This window comes from Clostridium budayi (assembly GCF_055396605.1).
Genome location: NZ_AP042456.1, coordinates 632,345 through 653,537 on the forward strand (window position 1 = coordinate 632,345; position 21,193 = coordinate 653,537).

The following is a 21,193-nucleotide window of genomic DNA, read 5'->3' on the forward strand; positions in this document are numbered from 1 at the left end:
AAATGGAATATAAATTTCAAATATTTAAGCGTTAAGGAGAAGAATATGCAAATTACTGATATAGCAAAAATTGCTGGAGTTGGTGTAGGGACTGTCTCAAGGGTAATAAATAACCATCCCGATGTAAGTGAAAAAACAAGAGCAAAGGTAAAAAAAGTAATTAAAGAACATAATTATGTTCCAAATAATAGTGCTAGACTATTAAAAATGAATAATACAAAAAATATATGTGTATTTGTAAGAGGTATATATAACCCATTCTTTTCAGAAATTATTGATTATATTAGAAAAGAAATATCAAAGGCAGGATATTTTATGATATTACAACAAGAGGATTATAAAAATGAAATAGATGAAATAAGAAGTATGGTAGCAATAGCGAAAGAAAATAAACTAAAAGGTATGATTTCTCTTGGTGCTCAGTTATATGATATAGAAAATGAATTATTTAAAGATATAGATATACCTATTGTATTTACATCAGCTAATAGACTAAATGGTAAAAATGCAGAAAAATTTTCTACAATATCAATAGAAAATACTTATTCAGCATATATGGGGGTTGAACATTTAATAAGCAAAGGTCATAAGAAAATAGCAATATTACTTGGAAATGAAAATGATAAAGGTATAGGTAATGCTAGATTTGAAGGATATTTAAAGGCCTTATCGGATAATGATATTAAATTAAATGATGAGTATGTAATATATGGAGAATTTAATTATAAAGATGCATATGATAGTACAAGTAAATTATTAAAAAAAGATAAAAATATAACTGCTATCTTTGCTATATCTGATATTATGGCAGTAGGTGCAGCAAAGGCTATAACTGATAATAATTTAAAGATAGGTGAAGATATAGCTTTATTAGGATTTGATGGAATGGAAGTAACTAAATATTATTCACCATCCATCTCAACAATAGAACAGCCAAAAGAATTATTAGCGAAAGAAAGCATAAACTTATTATTAGATCTAATTAATGGCAAATCTCAAAATAAACATATAGTTATAGATACGAACTTAATAGAGAGAGAATCATCAATAAAGGAATTTGAACATAATAAAGATATATAATAGGAGGATATAAAATGAAAAAGAGAAGTAGTGGTATATTAATGCATATCTCTTCTCTTCATGGAAGTTTTGGAATCGGTTCCATGGGGAGAGAGTCTTATGAATTTGTAGATTTTCTTGTATCAGCAGGACAAAAATACTGGCAGATACTACCCCTTGGTCATACTAGTTACGGAGATTCACCTTATCAATGTTTTTCAGCATTTGCTGGAAATCCACATTTTATAGATTTTGAAATATTACGTGATGAGGGATTATTGGAAGAAGAGGATTATAATGATAAGAATTTTGGAGATGATCCAGAAAGAGTAGATTATGGACTTATATTTGAACTAAGAAATGGAATTCTTAAAAAAGCATATGAGAATTTTAAAAATAAGAATTTAAAAGGATATCAAGAATTTAAATATAAGAGATTTAAAGAAGAAAATAAATTCTGGCTTGAAGATTATAGCTCATATATGGCTATAAAAGAGCATTTTGGCTTAGTATCATGGCAAGAATGGGATGAAGATATAAAAAATAGAGAAGAAAAAGCTCTAAAAAGATATAAGGAAGAGCTTAAAGATGAAATAGAATATTATAACTTTATTCAATTCATATTCTTTAAACAATGGAATGAGCTTAAAGAATATGCAAATTATAATGGCGTGGAGATAATAGGAGATATTCCAATATACGTTGCAGAAGATAGTGCTGATATGTGGAGTAATCCTAAAATGTTTAAGGTAGATGAAAATAATATTCCAAAGTTCGTAGCAGGATGTCCGCCAGATGCCTTTGCAGTAACAGGGCAATTATGGGGAAATCCAATATATGATTGGGATGCTATGGATAAGGATGGATATAAGTGGTGGATTCTTAGAATGAGAGAAAGTTTAAAGCTTTATGATATGGTTAGAATTGATCATTTTAGAGGATTTGAATCTTACTGGCAAGTTCCTTATGAAGATGAGACAGCAGAAAATGGAGAATGGGTAAAGGGACCGGGAATTAAGTTATTTAGTGCAATTAAAGATGCTTTAGGTGATGTAAATATAATTGCAGAAGACTTAGGATTTATGACAGATGAAGTAATAGAATTTAGAAATGAAACTGGATTTCCAGGGATGAAGGTACTTCAATTTGGATTTGGAGGAGAGGATAGTACGGACTTACCCCACAATTATGTAAACAATTCCGTAGCATATACTGGCACTCATGATAATGATACAGTACTTGGTTGGTTTAAAAATAATACTTCAAAAAAGGAAATTAAAAAGGCAAAGGAATACTTATCATTAAATGAAGAAGAGGGTGTAAGCTTTGGATTTATAAGAGGTATTTGGAGATCTGTAAGCTTTTTATCAATAGCAACTATGCAAGATTTATTAGGTCTTGGTAGTGAAGCTAGAATGAATATACCTTCAACTTTAGGGGGAAATTGGGAGTGGAGAATAAGATCAGGACAATTAACTAATGAACTGGCAAAAAAGATATACGATTTAACAAAGTTATATGGGAGGCTGTAAAAGATGAGAGAAGAATTAAAAAAGAGTATGGAAAGAGAATTAAAAATTAGGTATGGAGTAAGTTTAAAGGAAGCCGATGCAGGACAAATATTTAGTAGTCTTTCATCAGCATTAATGGAAACTATAATAGATGATTGGAATAATACAAAAGAAGTTTACGAAAAAGGTAAACAAGCATACTATTTCTCAGCAGAATATTTAATGGGAAGAGCACTTGGTAATAATTTAATAAGTTTAGGATTATATGAAGAAGTAGAAGTATTACTTAAAGAATTAAATATAGATATAAATGTTATTGAAGAAGCTGAAGATGATGCAGCTCTTGGGAATGGAGGACTTGGAAGACTTGCAGCATGCTTTATGGATTCAGCAGCATCAATGGAAGTTCCTTTAAAAGGTTATGGAATTAGATATTCAAATGGATTATTTAAGCAATACTTTGAAGACGGATTCCAATATGAATGCGCAGATAACTGGTTAACTCATGGTGATCCTTGGAGCATAAGAAAAGATAAAGATGAAGTAATAGTTAAGTTTAAGGATATGAATGTTAAAGCAATACCATATGATACTCCTATAATTGGATATAAGAGCAAGAATATAAACACTTTAAGACTATGGAAGTGTGAACCAATAGAAGAGTTTGACTTTAATGCATTTAATGAAGGTAAGTATGCTAAAGCTGTAGAACTTAAAAATAAAGCAGATGATATATCAAGAGTATTATACCCAAATGATGATATGAAGCCTGGAAAATTATTAAGACTTAAACAACAATATTTCTTAGTAAGTGCATCTCTACAAGATATACTTAGAAATCATATAAGACTTCATGGAGAAAATTTTGACGAGCTTTATAAATATCATGCAGTTCAATTAAATGATACTCATCCAGTGATTGCAATTCCAGAACTTATAAGAATTCTAGTAGATGATTATGGATTATCTTTTGATAAGGCACTTAATATAACAAAGGGTATATTTGCATACACTAACCACACAATATTAGCAGAAGCTCTTGAAAAGTGGGATAACAAGTTAATGGTTGCTTTATTCCCAAGGATAGTACAAATCATTAAAATGATTGATACTAGATTTATAAAGGAATTAAAGAAAAAAGGTTACACAAAAGAAGAAATAGAAGAATTCAGAATAGTTAAAGATGGAGTAACTAGAATGGCAAATCTTGCAATTCATATAGGATTTGCAGTTAATGGTGTTGCAGAGTTACACACTGATATATTAAAAGATATTGAGCTTAACAATTGGTACAAGTTATATCCTGAAAAGTTCCAAAACAAAACTAATGGTATAACTCCAAGAAGATGGCTTAGATTATGTAATAAACAATTATCATCATTTATAACAGAGCTTTTAGGAGATGAATCTTGGGTTAAGGATTTAGGAAAACTTAAAGAACTTGAAAAATTTAAGGATGATGAAGAGATATTAAATAGATTTATGAAAATAAAACATGAAAAGAAAGAAGAACTTGCTAAGTACATTAAGGAAACAGAAGGAATAGAAATTGATCCAAACTCAATATTTGATATTCAAATAAAGAGATTACATGAGTATAAGAGACAATTATTAAATACATTATATGTTTTAGATCTTTACTATAGATTAAAGGAAAATCCAAAACTGGATATTCCAAAAACAACATTTATATATGGAGCTAAGGCATTCCCAGGATATAAAAGAGCTAAAGCTATTGTTAAGTTTACAAATGAAGTTGCAAAACTTATAAACAATGACAAAGATATAGATGGAAAGATAAAAGTTGTATTTGTAGAAAATTACAGAGTTTCTTATGCAGAAAAGTTATTCCCAGCAGCAGATATATCAAAGCAAATTTCAACAGCTGGTAAGGAAGCGTCAGGAACAGGCAATATGAAGTTTATGTTAAACGGAACTCCTACATTTGGTACTTATGATGGTGCAAATGTTGAAATAGTTAGAGAAAGTGGAGAAGAAAATAACTTTATATTTGGATTAAGAGTTGAAGATATAGAAGCTTTAAAAGGAAAGTATGACTGCAAGAAGTTCTACAAGGAGGATCCTTCACTTAAGAAGGTCATAGATTCACTAATAGACGGAACATTTAGTGATGGAGGAACTGGATTATTTAAGGATTTATATAATTCATTAATAGAAGAAGGCGATGGATACTACTTATTAGCAGATTTTGAAGCATTTAAAAAGGCTGAAGATAAAGTATTTAAAGCTTACAAAGATAAGAAGAGATGGGCTAAAATGTGCTTTGAAAATACTTGTAATGCAGGTACATTCTCATCAGATAGAACTATATTAGAGTACAGCAAAGATATTTGGGGAATTAATCAAACTAAAAATACAAAGTAGTATTTTGGAGAATTTATTATGAAGTTTGGCAAGAATAGCTTTAAAAGTTATGGAAGAGGAATAGAAAAGGAATGGATGCTTTCAAATGGGAGAAGTGCTTTTTCAGGTAGCACTATTATAGGTGCAAATAGTAGAAAGTATCATGCCATATTAATAGCTTCTATTAAGTCACCTGATGAGAGACATATGATATTACCTAAAGTTTGTGAGACATTTATAAAAAATGGCATTAGGTTTCCATTAGCAACAACTAAGTATAAAAATGAAGTTATTGAAGGTTATAAAAACCTTCAAAGCTTCTCTTATAATGGAATACCAGAGTATACTTATTTTATAGATGGAACTTTAATAAAGAAGAGAGTATTCTTAGAAAAAGGAAAAAATACAGCTATAATAGAGTACTTAATAAAAGGCAATAAAGATGGAGGGGAGCTTATACTTACACCATTTATGTCCTTTAGAAATCCAGGGGAAGTAAGCAGTGATGATAACCTTAAATTTATTAAAAAGGATTTAAAGAGTGGATTTAGTATTAATCCAAAACTTAAAGAAGATATAAATATTAGAATATTTCTTTCAGAGGGAGAAGTTTTATCTAGGTCAGAAAAAATAACTGAAGAAGTATATTATGATGTAGATAAAACAACTGGAGATAAATATTTAGACAGAAATTATATTCCAGGTGATATGGTTGTTAAAGTTAAAAAATATGAAGAGAAGAGAGTTCATTTAGTTTGTACTATTGAAGAAGATGAAGAGATTGATGCAGAAAAAATAGTGCAATATGAAGAGAAAAGAATAAGTGATTTAAGAAATACTTTTAAAAATGATAATAGAGTATTAGCTAAATATCTTCCTATTTCAGCAGATCACTTTATAGTTGATAGAGATTCAATAAATAGCAAGACAGTTCTTGCTGGATACCCATGGTTTTTAGATTGGGGAAGAGATACTATGATTGCATTAACTGGTATAGGAATGTGTACAGGAAGATTTGATGATACTAAAGATATTTTAAGAAGCTTTAGTCTATATGAAAAGAATGGACTAATTCCTAATATGTTCCCAGACCTTGGACAGGAACCTTTGTATAATACAGTAGATGCATCACTTTGGTACATTCATGCTATATACATGTATTTATTATATAAAAATGATACAACAGAATTAAACTTTGTAAAAGAAGAACTGTATGGAACAATAAAAAATATTATTAAAGCATATATGGAAGGAACAGATTTTTCAATAAAGATGGATGAAGACTCCTTAATTATGGCAGGAGATGGACTAGATCAAGTTACATGGATGGATGTAAGAGTTAATGGAATAGTTGTAACTCCAAGACATGGTAAACCTGTTGAAATAAATGCACTTTGGTATAATGCATTAAAAATAGCAGCATTACTTGGTGAAAAGTTTAGTGATGAAGAATTCAAAGAGTATGAAAGTCTTGCAGAAAAAGTTAAAGCATCATTTAATGAAAAGTTCTGGAATGAAGAGGAACAATGTCTCTATGATGTAGTTAATAACATAGAAAGTGACCCATCTATAAGACCAAACCAAGCATGGGCAGTTTCTCTTCCATTTACTATGCTTTCTAAAGAGAAGGAAATAAAAGTAATAGAGAAGATTTATGATTATCTATATACTCCTTTGGGACTTAGAAGTTTAAGTAAGGATCATGATGATTATAAGCCTGTTTATAAAGGTAAACTTATAGATAGAGATATGGCGTATCATCAAGGAACAGTTTGGTCATTCCCTATGGGATCATTCTTAAGTGGTTATTGTAAAGTACATGAGTACTCAGATGATTCTATAAAGTTTGTTGATGAAGCACTTAAAGAAATGGAGATTCATATAGAAGATCAATGTCTTGGTGGAATAGCTGAAATATTTGATGGAGATTCTCCACATAACCCTAGAGGTTGTTACAATCAAGCCTGGGGTGTTGGGGAAATAATAAGAGTGTATTATGAGTGTATAAGAGGCAATAATAAAAGATTAGAAGAAGCAAGGAAAAATATGTTTAATAAATAGAAGAAAGTCCTATAATCATAAAGAGTAAATAACTTCGTTTTGATTATAGGATTTTTAATAATAAAGAATTAGTTTATTTAAGGATGTGAGGGTAAATGAATATAAAAGAAATATATAACACATATAGTGGTGATAAAAAGGTACAATTAAGAGATATTTTTAATTCGAAAGAATTTGAAGAGAAGTATACTACTAAGTTAGAATTAGGTTCAATATATTCAAAAGAGAAAACTACGTTTAGAGTATGGTCTCCAGTAGCAACAAAAGTAACTATTGAGTTATTTAATAAGGATAATAAGAACGAATTCAATAAATTTGAAGATTTAGAAATGAAAGAAGAAAATAATGTATGGACTGTAGAGAGGCTTGGGGATTTAAATAAAATATATTATAGATTAAAAGTGCAAATTAATGAAAATATAAATATAATTACCGATCCATATTCAAAGGCAGTATCCTGTAATGGGGGATATTCAATGGTAGTTAATTTAGAAGAAACTAACCCAGACGGATGGGATGAAGACTTTAGACCATTTATTAAATCACAAGTAGATTCAATAATATATGAAGCACATGTACGAGACTTTACTATAGATAATAATTTAAATGAGAATTTTAAAGGTAAGTTTAAAGGTTTTTGGCAAAAGGGTACAACTACAAAAAATGGATATAAAACAGGAGTAGATCATTTAAAAGAACTTGGAATAACTCATGTTCACTTACTACCTATATTTGACTTTAGGACGGTTAATGAAGAAGATTTAAATAGTAAAGAATATAATTGGGGCTATGATCCAGTTCATTATAATGCAATAGAAGGTTCCTATTCACTTGATCCATTTAACGGAGAAGCTAGAATTAAGGAATTTAAAGAATTGGTATTAAATTTACATAAAGAAGGCATAAGAGTAATAATGGATGTTGTTTATAACCACACCTATGATACTAATGATTCTATATTTAATAAATTAATGCCATATTACTATTATAGAGAAGATAGTAATGGAAACTTTTCAAATGGATCTGCATGTGGAAATGAATTAGCATCAGAAAGAGAAATGGTTAGAAAGTTTATAGCTAATTCAGTTTGTTATTATGCAAAAGAATATCATATAGATGGTTTTAGATTCGATTTAATGGGATTACATGATATTGAAACTATGAAGATAATAAGGGAAGAACTTAATAAAATAGATAAAACAATAATTATGTATGGGGAAGGCTGGATTGGATCTGAGACCCCACTAAATGAAGAAGGTAGAAGTATAAAGAAGAATATAAATAAATTCAATGGTATGCAAATTGCAGCATTTAATGATGATATAAGAGATGGAATTAAAGGAAATGTATTTTCAGAAGAAAGTTATGGTTTTATAAGCGGAGGATATTGGTTTAATGAAGCGATAAAAAGTGGAATTGTAGCCTCTACAAATCATAAAGATATTGATTATTCTAAAGTATCTTACTGGGCTAATGAACCATATCAAGTAATTAATTATTCATCTTCTCATGATAATTATACTTTATGGGATAAAATTTCATTATCATGTAAAGAAGAAAGTGATTATGAATTAATTAAAATGAATAAGCTTGCGGCAGTAATAGTATTAACATCACAAGGAATTCCATTTATTCATTCAGGAGAAGAATTATTAAGAACCAAAACAGATACAGATAATAATATTATAGAAAATAGTTACAACTCATCTGATTATGTTAACAAAATAGATTGGAATAGAAAGGGAAAATATATAGATGTATTTAATTACTATAAGGGATTAATAGAATTAAGAAGAAATCATAAAATTTTTAGAATGAGTAATGCAAGAGATATATTAAATAATATAAAATTTATAAATACAGATAGTGAAAATGTAATTGCATATAAAATTACTAGAAATAATATTGGAGACTCATTTAAAGAATGCGTAGCTATATTAAATGGTGGCAAGGAAACTAGTTTTTTTAATATAGATAATGATATTTGGGATATTATATTAGATGAAAATTCTATAAATGAAGACGGATTAAGAAAGGTATGTGGAAATAATATATCTGTAAACGGACGAAGTGCTATTATAATGGTTAAAAAATAAAAGGCTAAGTAACTCTTAGCCTTTTTATATTGCTTTATAATATACTTTAGAAAAATATTGATGTCATTAAACCTAGGTATATAATTACTGTAATAATAATAAGCGGAGTAATAAGTAATAATAGTATAATTGGACCAACAAAACTTACTCCACCATTATGAATAAGACGATTATTAAGATCCATATGACTTATATTAGAAGAAAATCTTTTAATATTTTCAATCTTTTTTATAGAATCTTTTACATATAGTAAGTTACCATAAGTACCACAACCTATCATAATAATTAAAGTAAGAAGAGAAGAGCCTCCAATTAAAAATAAACTTAATAAATTAACTGCAAAAAGAATACCTGCAAGCTTGTACAGTTTTCTATATAATATCCAAAACATACCTAAGAAAAATGCTGCCCAGTTCCAAGAAGCAAAATTTTGATTTGATTGATATCTCTCGAACTTATCTAGATAGTATTCTGTATTTTTTTCACCAACAAATGCTATGAAATCTGCTTCTGTTACAGCATTAGGATTACTATAGCTATTACTATTTTCATAATAGAAATTATTAGAATTACTAGATGAGAATTCATTAGAATAGTCTTTTGACATGTTTAGATTATTTCTTGAATCATTCCCCCTGTTAGATTCACATAGAGGATTAGTACAGTTTCCATCTAACCCTATATTTCCCCCACATTTTTCACAAAACATAAAAGTTCCCCCTTAAATAAATAATACAAGGAAAGTATAACATATGAAAAAATTACAAACAATTTAATATTAAGAAAAATATGTAAAATTGGATAAAAATAAAAAAGATATAGAAAAAATGATTAAATTAGATTTTTCTATATCTTTTTGCTTTAATATAACTATAAAATTAATAATAGTAAGATCCAAAAGATGAGGCAAAACCTATTAAAGAAATTGCTGCAATAAATATTATAGCTATTACTATTCCAGCGAATATAAATATTGCAGCAATATTTGTACCTCCGCTAAGCATAAGTCTGTTACTATATTCATTTTCTCTTAAATTAGATGAAAATCTTTTAATATCAGTAATCTTTTTTATAGAGTCTTTTACATATAGTAAGTTACCATAAACACCAAGACCTATCATAATAGCAAGTGAAGCTATTGGTGAGAAAATACTCAAGATAGATGCTGATACAATATTGATTACAAATACTATAGCGGCGATTTTATACATTTTTCTATATATTAACCAATATACAGTTAAGAAAAATGCTGCCCAATTCCAAGAAGTAAAGCTTTGATCAATCTCATATTTTTGAAACTTATCCATATAATATTCTGTATTTTTTGGTCCAACAAAAGTAGCAAATTCATTTAATGATATATCTAAAGTATTTTGCTGTGCATAATAATTTCCATATTGTGCATTTTCATTGGTTTGATTGTTTTTATTAAGATTTATAAACTCTTCTGCATTATTATTTGTATTACTTGAAGAGTTTATGTTTGTATTACACAAAGGATTATGGCACCTTTTATCAGGTCCTAATTCCTTCCCACAATGCGTACAATACATTAAATATCCCCCTTAATTATATACTTGCAAGATGAGTATAGCATAAAGTAAAAACTCAATCAACCAGAAAATGGAAAAAGAGATTATAAATAAACTTATAATCTCCTTAGTAAAATAAATTTAACTAGTAAAGTCATGATCTATAGTTATAACACAATTATATTGTGGATGAGTTTCTTTTATAGAAGAAATTATAGATTCTCTTAGTTCATTTTCATTAGAAACCTTTGCTAAAGCTTTACTATTAACAACTACATCAAATATTAGATTTTTTTCATTACCTTCACCAACAACTCTAAAATCATGCATTGATTTTATTAGTGGATTATATTTTACTATTTTTAATACCTCATCATAAGCATGCTTTACTTCTGCATCATCTAAACATATAGGGTCCATATGAACTGTTAAATATATATTTAATTCTTTAGAAATTTCTCTTTCTGCAGTATCTATAATATTGTGGATTTTCATAACATCCATATCAGCTGGAATCTCAGCATGAGCTGAAGCCATACATCTACCAGGCCCATAATTATGAACTATTAAATCATGAACTCCTGTAATATTATCATAAGATAAAAGCATGTCTTCTATACTTTTTACAAGTTCAGGGTCTGGAGCTTCACCAAGAAGTGGATCAACAGTCTCTTTAACAAGAGAAAAACCAGAGTAAACTATAAAGCAAGCAACTATAAATCCTACATAACCATCAATAGGGAATGATATAAATTTAGTTGCAAGTATTGATATAACAACACAACTAGTAGTAAATACATCACCTAGGGCATCAACTCCTGCAGCTTTAAGTGCAGATGAATCTATTTTATTTCCAACAGATTTATTAAATAATGCAAGCCATAACTTAAGGAATATTGATACAATAAGTAAAATAAAAGGTATAAGCTCAAATTTAACTTGCTCTGGATTTATTATTTTATCAAAAGATGATTTTACAAATTGAAATCCAACTAACATGACCATAAATGCTACCACAAGGCCAGATAGGTATTCCATTCTTCCATGACCAAATGGATGTTTTTCGTCAGGGGGCATATTAGCCATTTTAAACCCTGCAATTGTAATTACTGAAGATGCAACATCTGATAAATTGTTAAATGCATCAGCAGTTACTGCGATACTTGACACTAAAAAACCAACAGTAAACTTAATTGCGAATAAAATAAGATTTACTACAATTCCAATAATTCCACCTAAGAACCCATAAGAATTACGAACTTTTCTGTCTTTTATATTTTCACTATCTTTAATAAAAGTTTTTACTAGAAAATTTGAAAGCATTTTTATTTGTCCTCCCATAGCCAATTAATATAATTATTCTATCCTAATAAGAAAAATTTATCAAACAATTACACAATTATATGAAAAGATATTATCTTTAATGATTTTTTATTGTATTTGGAAAACCACTTGCTATGCAAGTGTGTTCAGATAAGCTTTAGCGATGTATTACGCAAAAAAACCTCCATTTGTTAAAATAGAATTAGGTTCGCAGCCAAATTCAATAACAAAAGGAGGCATCCATAATGGATAGTAATAGTTTATCACATACAAAATGGAATTGTAAATATCACATAGTTTTTGCGCCAAAATACAGGAGAAAAGAGATATATGGAGAAAAGAAAGTTGAGATTGGAAAGATATTAAGACAACTTTGTGAATGGAAGGGTGTTGAGATAATCGAAGCGCATGCTTGCGTTGATCACATACATATGTTGGTTGAGATTCCACCTAAAATTAGTGTATCAAGTTTTGTGGGTTTTTTAAAAGGTAAAAGTAGCTTGATGATTTTTGAGAGATTTTCTAATTTAAAATATAAATATGGAAGCAGGCATTTTTGGTGTAGAGGTTTTTATGTTGATACAGTAGGAAGAAATAAAAAAGCGATTGAAGAATATATAAGAAACCAAGAAAGAGAAGATATGATAGCAGATCAGATAAGTATAAAAGAATATATTGACCCTTTCAAGGGTAGCAAGTAACAGAAAACATGCGGCTGGCGGACCTTTTTAGCGTCTTAAGACGCAATTGCAAGTAAGGTGCCCTTATAGGGCTTAGGAAATACCACCAGCTAAGCTGGTGGATTTTTATTACTATATATTGAATAGAATATTAAAATATTTTGTATTATAAAATATATAATTTCTATTATGATAAAATCAAATAATGATGTATTATTGTATTATGGATACTATGCTAAAATTTAGGAGGATTATTAAATGGAAAGACAATTAGCAAATGAATTAATAGATTTTTTATATGAAAGTCCAACTGCATATCATGCAGCAGCATCAGTTAAGGAAATTCTTAAAAAAGATGGATTTGTAGAACTATTTGAAGAAGATTCATGGGATTTAGAAAAAGGAAAAAAATATTTTGTAGGTAAAAATGATTCAGCTGTTATAGCTTTTGAAGTAGGTAATGGAGAACTTGAAGTAGATGGATTTAGACTTATAGGTGCTCATACAGATGCTCCAGGATTCAAGATAAAACCAAATGCTGAAATGAAAGTAGAAAATACTTATGTAAGATTAAATACAGAAGTATACGGTGGACCAATACTTAGCACATGGTTTGATAGACCACTTGGAATAGCTGGTAGAGTAATAGTTAAAGGGAAGTCACCACTTAAACCAGAAGTTAAATTAGTAAATGTAAATAAGCCAGTGCTTATAATACCAAACCTTGCAATTCACATGAACAGAAATGTTAATGAAGGATATGCTTACAATAAGCAAAAAGATACATTACCACTAGTTGGATTTGTTAATAATTCTTTAGAAAAAGAAGGATACTTAATGAATCTTTTATCAGAAGAAACAGGAGTTAAAGTAGAAGATATTTTAGATTTTGATTTATTCTTATATGAATACCAAAAAGGATCTTTAGTAGGAATAAATGAAGAGTTTATATCAGCAGGAAAACTTGATGACCAATGGATGGTATTTGCAGGTATAAAGGGATTACTAAATAGTACAAAGATAGCTGCAACTAAAGTAATGATATGTATAGATAACGAAGAAATAGGTAGTTTAACAGCTCAAGGTGCACAATCTAACTTAATTAGAAGAACATTAGAAAGAATTGCAATTGCACTTAATAAGAACACAGAAGAATTCTTTAGAGCATTAAAAAATTCATTAATGATTTCAGCAGACTTAGCTCACGCTGTACATCCAAATTTACCAGAAAAACATGATCCAACTAATAGACCATTCCTTGGTATGGGACCAGTTTTAAAGATTGCAGCATCAGGAAGCTATTCAACAGAAGGTGTTGCAGGTGCAATATTTAAATCAGTATGTGAAGAAGCAAATGTTCCTATGCAAAAGTTCGTAAATAGATCAGATGTAAAAGGTGGAACAACAATAGGACCAATGTCAGCAGCTGACCTTTGTATACCTGTTGTTGATATGGGAGCACCAATACTTGGAATGCACTCAGTTAGAGAACTTGCAGCAGTTAAAGATAATTTCTATACAATAGAAGCATTTACAAAATTCTTTAGCTTAAACTAAATTCTATTAAATTAGAAAATTCTCATTTAAATCAAAGAATATTTTAATTTTCCTTTGCTAATATTAGTTCATAAGCTAATTGAAAGCAAAGGGAGGAATTAATAATGAATAATAAAGAGAATAGAAATGAAGAAAAGAAATATATAGAAGCAGAAAATGTGGAAATAATCGAAGATAATAAAGATAATTTTGAAGATAGCAGTAATACTAAAGGAAACAGTGGATATGATGATACTTTTAATAGGGCAAAAGATACTGCAAAAAATACCTTTACTAGTTTAAAGGAAGGTATCTCAAAGCATAAGAAAAAGATTAAAAGAACTATAGTATCAGTAGTTATGCTAGGAATAATTTGTGGTATAGGAGCAGGTGGATTTGCTTTTTATAAGATTAAGGAATCTACTAAATATACAATAGAACAAGCAAAAGAAGTTGCATTAAAAGCTGTTTCTGGTACTGTTGTTAAGAGTGAGAAAGATTATGATGACTTACATGTAGAATATGAGTTTAAAATAAAAGATGATAAAAATATGTTACATGAAGTTACTGTAGATGGTGAAAGTGGAGCTATACTAGAAATAGAGTCTCCAACTACTCATAAGAACAATAAAAAAGAAAGTCATTTAGATGATGATCATATAGTAAAAGATCACTCTAATAAAGAAAACTCAAATAATAAGTAATTATAAAGGTAGGGTGTATTAAATTTTTTATACTCTACCTTATTTTATATTTTACTAAAGAAGGGATATGATCTTATGTACAATGTACTTATAGTAGAAGATGAGGAGAATATGGTTTCCTTCATAAAGATGGAGTTAGAGTATGAAGGTTATAATGTTGATGTTGCAAATGATGGTAGGAAAGCAGTATCACTTGCATTAGAAAAAGATTATGATGTAATACTTTTAGATTTAATGCTTCCAGGGATAAATGGGATTGAAGTTTGTAGAAGAATTCGAAAAGAGAAGGAAACTCCAATAATAATGTTAACTGCAAGAGATAGTGTAATGGATAAGGTTACAGGACTTAAGTCAGGAGCAGATGATTATTTAGCAAAGCCATTTGCAATAGAAGAACTTATTGCAAGAATGGAAGTTATATTTAGAAGAAATAAAAAAGAAAAAAGTAATTCTGAATTAAAATTTAAAGATATTATATTAGATATAGAAGGAAGAACAGTAAGACGAAACAATGAAGTTATAGAACTTACAAATACAGAATTTCAACTATTACTTATGTTTATGAAAAATATAAATCGTGCATTAACTAGAGATATTATTATGGAGAATATTTGGGGATATAATAGTGAGGCTGAAACTAATGTTGTGGATGTTTATGTAAGATATATTAGAAATAAGCTAGATAAAAATGATAAGGAGAAATATATTCAAACTATAAGAGGTGTTGGATATATAATGAGAGACTAATGAAAGAGTGGTATAAAAGACTACCGATATTTTGGAAGATAACAATTGTATCTGTAATAATATTTCTTGTATTTCTATTATTTATAGGAATAGCACAAACAGCCATATTTTTTGATTGGTTCTTTGATCATAAAAATAAATATGGGATTAAATTAGGGTTTTTTGATGATATATTTCAATCATACGGTGTAATCTTAATAATAACTTTATTACTTGGAATAGTAATAAGTGTAATAGGTGGAATGATTATTTCAAGAATGCTTTTATCAAATGTTAGGGATGTTATATCAACTATGGAGAACATAAAGAAAGAAGGAAGACTTGATAAGAGAGTAAAGGTTAGTAGAAGCAATGATGAAATATCTCAGCTTGGAATTGTATTTAATTCTCTAATGGATGATGTTGAAAATTCATTTAATAGAGAAAAAAGGTTTGTTCAAGATGCATCACATGAACTAAAAACACCATTAACAATAATTAAAGGACATTTATCACTTTTAAATAGATGGGGTAAAAATGATCCAGAGGTATTAAATAAATCAATAAAGGTTAGTAGTGAAGAAGTAGATAGACTTATTATATTAGTTAATAATTTATTAGATATGTCAAAGCTTGAAAATGAGAATAAACAAATAAAAGGAAATTGTGATTTAAAAGAAGTAGTAGATATAGTTCTAAATGATTTTTCTATATTAAATAATGATTATAAAATTAATTATAAAAATAATAATGTGTATGTTTTTAATATGAAAGCAGAGCATTTAAAACAAATATTAATAATACTTTTAGATAATGCAATAAAGTATTCTAAAAGAGAAAAATATATAGATGTAATAATTGAAGAAGATAGCAAATTTCAAATATTAACTGTAAGAGATAAAGGAGTTGGGATTCCAAAAGATGATATTCCATTTTTATTTGATAGGTTTTACAGAGTTGATAAATCAAGAAATAGTAAAACGGGTGGAAATGGGCTTGGACTTTCAATAGCAAATCGAATAATTTCATTGTATGGGGGAAAAATTTCTGTCTACAGTATAGAAGGCGAAGGAACAAGTTTTAAGGTGAAAATCCCAATATAAAAATACTTTAAAATAATTTAAATAATCCATTGACAATAGAATTTTAAAAAACTAAAATTGATAATTGGGAATTAAATATTTAGGTTATTTTGGAGGGAAAAGATGAAAAATTATAAGGGGATTATTTACGCAATTTTAGCTTCTGTTGCTTTTGGCTTAATGCCAATTTTTGCAAAAAGTGCATACATACATGGGTCAAATTCAGCAACTGTTTTAATATATAGATTTTCTATAGCTGCAGTTCTTTTATTTATATATTTAAAGTTTAAAAATATAAATTTAAAAGTTACTAAAAAGCAATTTTTAATATTATTTTTTACAGGTGCAATAGGATATACAATAACAACTCAAACATTATTTATGTCTTATAACTATTTAAGTGTTGGATTGTCAACTACACTTCACTTTATATATCCTGCATTTGTTTGTATATTAGAGTACTTTATATTTAGAAAAAATATGAGCAGAATAAAACTTATATCTTTAATCTTTGCAGGTGTTGGAGTATATGCACTTGTAGCTTTTGAGAATCAAACACTTAGCTTTATTGGATTAGTACTAGCAATATTTTCAGGAATATCTTATGGAATTAATATAATTTTACTTGCAATAAAAGAAATTTCAGATATAGACAATAGAGTTATTACAATGTACATATCATTTGGTGCTGCAATTGGAATGATACTTTATGGTGGAGTAACTAATCAAATAATTTTAGATATAAATATAAATTCTGCATTATCATACATACTAATAGCTGTTGTATCTACTATATTATCAATAATATTACTATTAAAGGGAATAGAAATTATAGGAGCTTCATCAGCTTCAATACTTGGAACATTTGAACCAATAGTTAGTATAATTATGGGAATAATATTATTTAATGAAAAGCTTACATTTTCATTAATGCTTGGTACATTCTTTATAGTATTATCAACTATAATATTAGCAAAAGATAAAAATGGTGATGAAACAATTGAAGAGGTAATAGCAAATAAAAACTTAGGTGAATTAAAAGCAAAAGCATAGTTATTTATAAAAAAACAATTAAACTATTTACAGTAGTTTAATTGTTTTTTTTATATTAATTATATATAAAGGTGTTATAATTAAACTAGAAAAATAGGGAAGAGGCGATAAATATGGGAAGAGAATTTATAGAAATATTAAATAGAGAAATGGTACCAGCTGAAGGGTGCACTGAACCTATAGCAGTAGCCTATGCAGTTTCTCTAGCAGTAGATACTTTAGGGGAAACCCCAAGAAATATAGATATACTTTTAAGTGCAAATGTTATAAAAAATGCCTTAGGAGTTGGAATACCAGGTACAGGAAAAGTAGGAATAGATATTGCAGCAGCGCTTGGAGCTATAATAAAGAAACCAGAAAAAAAGCTTGAAATATTAAGGGGATTTTCAAAAGAAGATTTAAAAAAGGCAAATGAACTTATTTCAAGTAAGAAAATAAAGGTTTCACAAAAGGATACAAAAGAAAAACTATATATAGAAGTAATAGCAAAAGGAGAAAATAACAATTCAAAAGTAATCATTTTAAAGGATCATACAAATGTAGTTTTAATAGAGAAAAATGGTGAGATGATTTTAGATAAAGAAAATAATGATGTATCCAATGAAAACGTTTCTAAGGATTCTGGTCTAACAATAAAGAGTATTTATGAATTTGCAGTTAATACGCCTTTTGAAGAAATAGAATTTATATTAAAGGCTGCTGATATTAATAGTAAAGTATCAGAAGAAGGATTAAAGGGTGGGTATGGATTAGAAGTTGGAAATAAGATAATAGAAAATAAAGACTTTAATCTATTTACAAATAACATAGCAAATAAAATAATTGCAGCAACAGCAGCAGCTTCAGATGCAAGAATGGATGGATGCACAATGACAATTATGACAACAGCAGGCTCTGGAAATCAAGGAATAGCATGTTCAATGCCTATAGTAGAAACTGCAAAAATTTTAGGGAAGTCAAAAGAAGATCTTGCAAGAGCACTTGTTATAAGTAATCTTATGACAATTCATTTAAAAGAATACATGGGAAGATTATCACCATTATGTGGTGCTGGAATTGCAGGTGCTACAGGTGCGTGTTGTGGTATAACATATCTTTTAGGTGGAAACTTAACTAATATAAAACATGCAGTTAATAATATGATATCTGATATTGCAGGAATGATATGTGATGGAGCAAAGAGTACATGTGCATTAAAAATAGCAACAGCTACAAATGCTGCACTTCAATGTGCAACTCTTGCAATGAATAATATATCACCATCATCAAAAAATGGAATTATATTTGATGATGCTGAAGATACAATAAGAAACATTGAAGTATTAGTAAAAGAAGGGTTAAGTAATACAGATAACACAATATTAAATATAATGCTTACTAAATAAACTAAAAAGAAGTATTAAAAGTTTAAATAATTACTTTTAATACTTCTTTATTTATGTATAAAAACTCTATTATAAAGTAATTTTCATAAAGTTAAAAATATAAATCATATTTAGAAATTAATAGATGCTATAATACGTATAAATATAAATTTAGATATAGCTAAAAATATGAAATGGATAATAAAAAATATAATGAATAAGGAAAAAATAAAATGAAAAAACAAATTATCACAAAGTTATCATTAACATTAGTATCATTATTAATATTTTCTTTAGTAGATATATTATTTGGAAAAGAAAATATAGTATTAGCTTTTGCAGTTATCATAGCTATAATGAACTTAGCTAAAAAGGATTTTACAATTAAACCTAAATATGAGTTTATAAAATTACTTATAGGTTTTATTTCATTGTCAGTATGTGCACAGTTAGTTAATTTAAATATATATTTAGGTATAGCATTGAATGTAGTATTTTTATATATTATTGGAGCCTTATATTTAGATGACTTAGATAATAGATATTACTATGTATTTACTAACTTATATTTATATACACTATTATTTTCAGTAGGATATAATCAATTTCCTTTAAGGTTAGCTGGTGTAGTATTTTGTGTAGTAATAATTATGATACTTAAGTTATATATAATTAAAGTTAATTATAAAAGTAAAAAGATAAACCTATTAACTGAAATTATAGATTCAATTAATTTAAAAATAGAGAATTTATTAGATGGAAATAATAAAAGTAAGTTAGATGGAAAGATAGAGAGCTTAATTAATGAATTAGATACTATTCTTAATAATTCAAAAGATAGTAAAGGTAATTTTATATATGAAGATAAATATATTTTTGACTTATTGACTATGTTAGAAAAAATAAATATGGAAATAGATAGCTATGATTATATGAATAATAAATATTTACTTAATTCAAATAAAGACTTGTTATATATAATAAAAGAATTTATAACAAATAAAAGAAGTATAGATGAGACTGTAGATTTATTAGAAAAAGAAAAGAGTAAAGTTTTAAAAAATGATAATAAGTATAAATTAAATGCCTGTTTAATTGAATTAATAATAATAAGTATTACAGGTTATTCTAAAAAGGCTAGAGAGAAAGAAAGCATGTTAAGTGCAATAAAGCTAATAATGTCACCTAAAAGAATAATAAACAAAATTATATATTCATATAAAGAAAAAGAAGAAACATTTTATTTTAATATAAGAATGGTTTTAGCAGTAACAATACCTCTTGCAGTAGGTAAGTTATTTAATATAGAGTATTACTATTGGATAGTGTTATCATCATTTGTAGTAATCCAAGCAAATCTTAAAGATACAATTTCAAAATCATTTAAAAGATTAAAAGGAACAGTTGTAGGTGCAGGATTATCAATTATAATATTCCAATATATTAGTAATATGAATATAAAAATAGCATTAATAATAGTTGCAATATTTTGTATGACACTTTTTAAAAGTTATGATAAATTAATGATATTTACTACTATATGTACTTTAGGGGTAAAGGAAATTGCACATCCTAATATGATAGTAATGTTCGATAGATTACTATTTGTATTTATTGGAGTTTTAATAGCCATATTAATAACTTATATAATAAGACCATATAAATTTAGCAATGAATGTAATAAAAAATTGTTAAAGATAAAGGAGAATGATAAAAGGATATTTTCTATAATAAAAAATGGTGTAGAAGGTGGAGAAAACCTTAATTATAACAATTTAAGAGAATTAATGCTTCAAAATAAACTAATGATAAACTATTTAAACAATATAATAGGTGATAAAAAACAATATAATGAAAGTTATGAAGAATTCAAAGTATATCACAATAGAGTATCAGTAAACGCAGGATTTTTATATAAATTATTTTTATTGAAAGAAAATGTTGATTTAGATAATTATTTAAATAGGAATTTAATAAAAGAAATAAAAGAAGATATTGATAATATATCCAAATTAAAGAATGTTGTAATTAAATAAAAAGAAAAGAGTTATATTATAAAGGTGTTTGATATGGTCAGGTCACTTTATAATATAACTCTTTTT

Annotated in this window: 16 protein-coding genes; 13 read left to right on the plus strand and 3 right to left on the minus strand. The window is 27.6% G+C overall.

Annotated elements, in window-relative coordinates; genetic code table 11:
- The first annotated feature begins 45 nt into the window (after nucleotides 1–45).
- The 5 genes from ACZ5TJ_RS02945 (at nucleotide 46) to pulA (ending at nucleotide 9,091) form a co-directional block, all read left to right on the plus strand.
- A complete protein-coding gene (locus ACZ5TJ_RS02945; RefSeq protein ID WP_054199055.1) occupies nucleotides 46–1,080 on the plus strand; it encodes a LacI family DNA-binding transcriptional regulator in 1,035 nt (344 codons plus the stop codon).
- Between the two features lie 14 nt (nucleotides 1,081–1,094).
- Nucleotides 1,095–2,591, plus strand: coding sequence for a 4-alpha-glucanotransferase (gene malQ, locus ACZ5TJ_RS02950; protein WP_055207410.1), 1,497 nt, complete (start codon nucleotides 1,095–1,097; stop codon nucleotides 2,589–2,591).
- A 3-nt stretch (nucleotides 2,592–2,594) separates the two neighbouring features.
- A complete protein-coding gene (locus ACZ5TJ_RS02955) occupies nucleotides 2,595–4,955 on the plus strand; it encodes a glycogen/starch/alpha-glucan phosphorylase (RefSeq protein WP_055207409.1) in 2,361 nt (786 codons plus the stop codon).
- A gap of 18 nt (nucleotides 4,956–4,973) precedes the next feature.
- Nucleotides 4,974–6,995, plus strand: coding sequence for an amylo-alpha-1,6-glucosidase (locus ACZ5TJ_RS02960; protein ID WP_055207408.1), 2,022 nt, complete (start codon nucleotides 4,974–4,976; stop codon nucleotides 6,993–6,995).
- Between the two features lie 95 nt (nucleotides 6,996–7,090).
- Nucleotides 7,091–9,091, plus strand: coding sequence for a type I pullulanase (gene pulA / locus ACZ5TJ_RS02965; RefSeq protein ID WP_464201174.1), 2,001 nt, complete (start codon nucleotides 7,091–7,093; stop codon nucleotides 9,089–9,091).
- 46 nt (nucleotides 9,092–9,137) lie between these two features.
- Here pulA and ACZ5TJ_RS02970 read toward each other — a convergent pair whose 3' ends face one another.
- The 3 genes from ACZ5TJ_RS02970 to ACZ5TJ_RS02980 all read right to left on the minus strand — a co-directional run bounded on the left by ACZ5TJ_RS02970 (nucleotide 9,138) and on the right by ACZ5TJ_RS02980 (nucleotide 11,946).
- Complete coding sequence (locus tag ACZ5TJ_RS02970) at nucleotides 9,138–9,800, minus strand: DUF2628 domain-containing protein (RefSeq protein ID WP_055207407.1); 663 nt, start codon at nucleotides 9,798–9,800, stop codon at nucleotides 9,138–9,140.
- 169 nt (nucleotides 9,801–9,969) lie between these two features.
- Complete coding sequence (locus tag ACZ5TJ_RS02975; RefSeq protein ID WP_464201177.1) at nucleotides 9,970–10,644, minus strand: DUF2628 domain-containing protein; 675 nt, start codon at nucleotides 10,642–10,644, stop codon at nucleotides 9,970–9,972.
- 120 nt (nucleotides 10,645–10,764) lie between these two features.
- On the minus strand, nucleotides 10,765–11,946 hold the full coding sequence (locus tag ACZ5TJ_RS02980) for a cation diffusion facilitator family transporter (RefSeq protein WP_054199062.1): 1,182 nt from the start codon (nucleotides 11,944–11,946) through the stop codon (nucleotides 10,765–10,767).
- Between the two features lie 245 nt (nucleotides 11,947–12,191).
- On the opposite strand from ACZ5TJ_RS02980, the gene tnpA reads away from it, so the two are divergent.
- The 8 genes from tnpA (at nucleotide 12,192) to ACZ5TJ_RS03020 (ending at nucleotide 21,127) form a co-directional block, all read left to right on the plus strand.
- On the plus strand, nucleotides 12,192–12,647 hold the full coding sequence (gene tnpA / locus ACZ5TJ_RS02985) for an IS200/IS605 family transposase (protein WP_464200147.1): 456 nt from the start codon (nucleotides 12,192–12,194) through the stop codon (nucleotides 12,645–12,647).
- A 237-nt stretch (nucleotides 12,648–12,884) separates the two neighbouring features.
- The gene (locus ACZ5TJ_RS02990) at nucleotides 12,885–14,183 is read left to right on the plus strand and encodes a M18 family aminopeptidase (RefSeq protein WP_464201179.1); all 1,299 of its coding nucleotides are present in this window, start codon (nucleotides 12,885–12,887) and stop codon (nucleotides 14,181–14,183) included.
- A 104-nt stretch (nucleotides 14,184–14,287) separates the two neighbouring features.
- Nucleotides 14,288–14,866: a PepSY domain-containing protein gene (locus ACZ5TJ_RS02995; protein ID WP_464201180.1), complete on the plus strand. Its 579-nt coding sequence runs from the start codon at nucleotides 14,288–14,290 to the stop codon at nucleotides 14,864–14,866.
- A gap of 75 nt (nucleotides 14,867–14,941) precedes the next feature.
- Complete coding sequence (locus ACZ5TJ_RS03000) at nucleotides 14,942–15,613, plus strand: response regulator transcription factor (protein ID WP_054199065.1); 672 nt, start codon at nucleotides 14,942–14,944, stop codon at nucleotides 15,611–15,613.
- The gene (locus ACZ5TJ_RS03005; RefSeq protein ID WP_464201182.1) at nucleotides 15,613–16,695 is read left to right on the plus strand and encodes a sensor histidine kinase; all 1,083 of its coding nucleotides are present in this window, start codon (nucleotides 15,613–15,615) and stop codon (nucleotides 16,693–16,695) included. Before ACZ5TJ_RS03000 ends, ACZ5TJ_RS03005 begins: the two co-directional genes overlap by 1 nt.
- 102 nt (nucleotides 16,696–16,797) lie before the next feature.
- Nucleotides 16,798–17,727 carry a DMT family transporter gene (locus ACZ5TJ_RS03010; protein ID WP_464201183.1) on the plus strand — a complete coding sequence of 310 codons (930 nt, stop codon included), beginning with the start codon at nucleotides 16,798–16,800 and terminating at the stop codon, nucleotides 17,725–17,727.
- 113 nt (nucleotides 17,728–17,840) lie between these two features.
- Nucleotides 17,841–19,112: an L-cysteine desulfidase family protein gene (locus ACZ5TJ_RS03015; protein WP_464201185.1), complete on the plus strand. Its 1,272-nt coding sequence runs from the start codon at nucleotides 17,841–17,843 to the stop codon at nucleotides 19,110–19,112.
- A gap of 212 nt (nucleotides 19,113–19,324) precedes the next feature.
- The gene (locus ACZ5TJ_RS03020; RefSeq protein ID WP_464201186.1) at nucleotides 19,325–21,127 is read left to right on the plus strand and encodes an FUSC family protein; all 1,803 of its coding nucleotides are present in this window, start codon (nucleotides 19,325–19,327) and stop codon (nucleotides 21,125–21,127) included.
- Nucleotides 21,128–21,193 lie beyond the last annotated feature (66 nt).

Coding starts and splice junctions, on each gene's coding strand:
- ACZ5TJ_RS02990 (WP_464201179.1), top strand. CDS start 12,885: ATGGAAAGACAATTAGCAAATGAATTAATAGATTTTTTATATGAAAGT.
- tnpA (WP_464200147.1), top strand. CDS start 12,192: ATGGATAGTAATAGTTTATCACATACAAAATGGAATTGTAAATATCAC.
- ACZ5TJ_RS02975 (WP_464201177.1), bottom strand. CDS start 10,644: ATGTATTGTACGCATTGTGGGAAGGAATTAGGACCTGATAAAAGGTGC.
- pulA (WP_464201174.1), top strand. CDS start 7,091: ATGAATATAAAAGAAATATATAACACATATAGTGGTGATAAAAAGGTA.
- malQ (WP_055207410.1), top strand. CDS start 1,095: ATGAAAAAGAGAAGTAGTGGTATATTAATGCATATCTCTTCTCTTCAT.
- ACZ5TJ_RS03010 (WP_464201183.1), top strand. CDS start 16,798: ATGAAAAATTATAAGGGGATTATTTACGCAATTTTAGCTTCTGTTGCT.
- ACZ5TJ_RS02955 (WP_055207409.1), top strand. CDS start 2,595: ATGAGAGAAGAATTAAAAAAGAGTATGGAAAGAGAATTAAAAATTAGG.
- ACZ5TJ_RS02945 (WP_054199055.1), top strand. CDS start 46: ATGCAAATTACTGATATAGCAAAAATTGCTGGAGTTGGTGTAGGGACT.
- ACZ5TJ_RS03020 (WP_464201186.1), top strand. CDS start 19,325: ATGAAAAAACAAATTATCACAAAGTTATCATTAACATTAGTATCATTA.
- ACZ5TJ_RS03015 (WP_464201185.1), top strand. CDS start 17,841: ATGGGAAGAGAATTTATAGAAATATTAAATAGAGAAATGGTACCAGCT.
- ACZ5TJ_RS02970 (WP_055207407.1), bottom strand. CDS start 9,800: ATGTTTTGTGAAAAATGTGGGGGAAATATAGGGTTAGATGGAAACTGT.
- ACZ5TJ_RS03005 (WP_464201182.1), top strand. CDS start 15,613: ATGAAAGAGTGGTATAAAAGACTACCGATATTTTGGAAGATAACAATT.
- ACZ5TJ_RS03000 (WP_054199065.1), top strand. CDS start 14,942: ATGTACAATGTACTTATAGTAGAAGATGAGGAGAATATGGTTTCCTTC.
- ACZ5TJ_RS02960 (WP_055207408.1), top strand. CDS start 4,974: ATGAAGTTTGGCAAGAATAGCTTTAAAAGTTATGGAAGAGGAATAGAA.
- ACZ5TJ_RS02980 (WP_054199062.1), bottom strand. CDS start 11,946: ATGCTTTCAAATTTTCTAGTAAAAACTTTTATTAAAGATAGTGAAAAT.
- ACZ5TJ_RS02995 (WP_464201180.1), top strand. CDS start 14,288: ATGAATAATAAAGAGAATAGAAATGAAGAAAAGAAATATATAGAAGCA.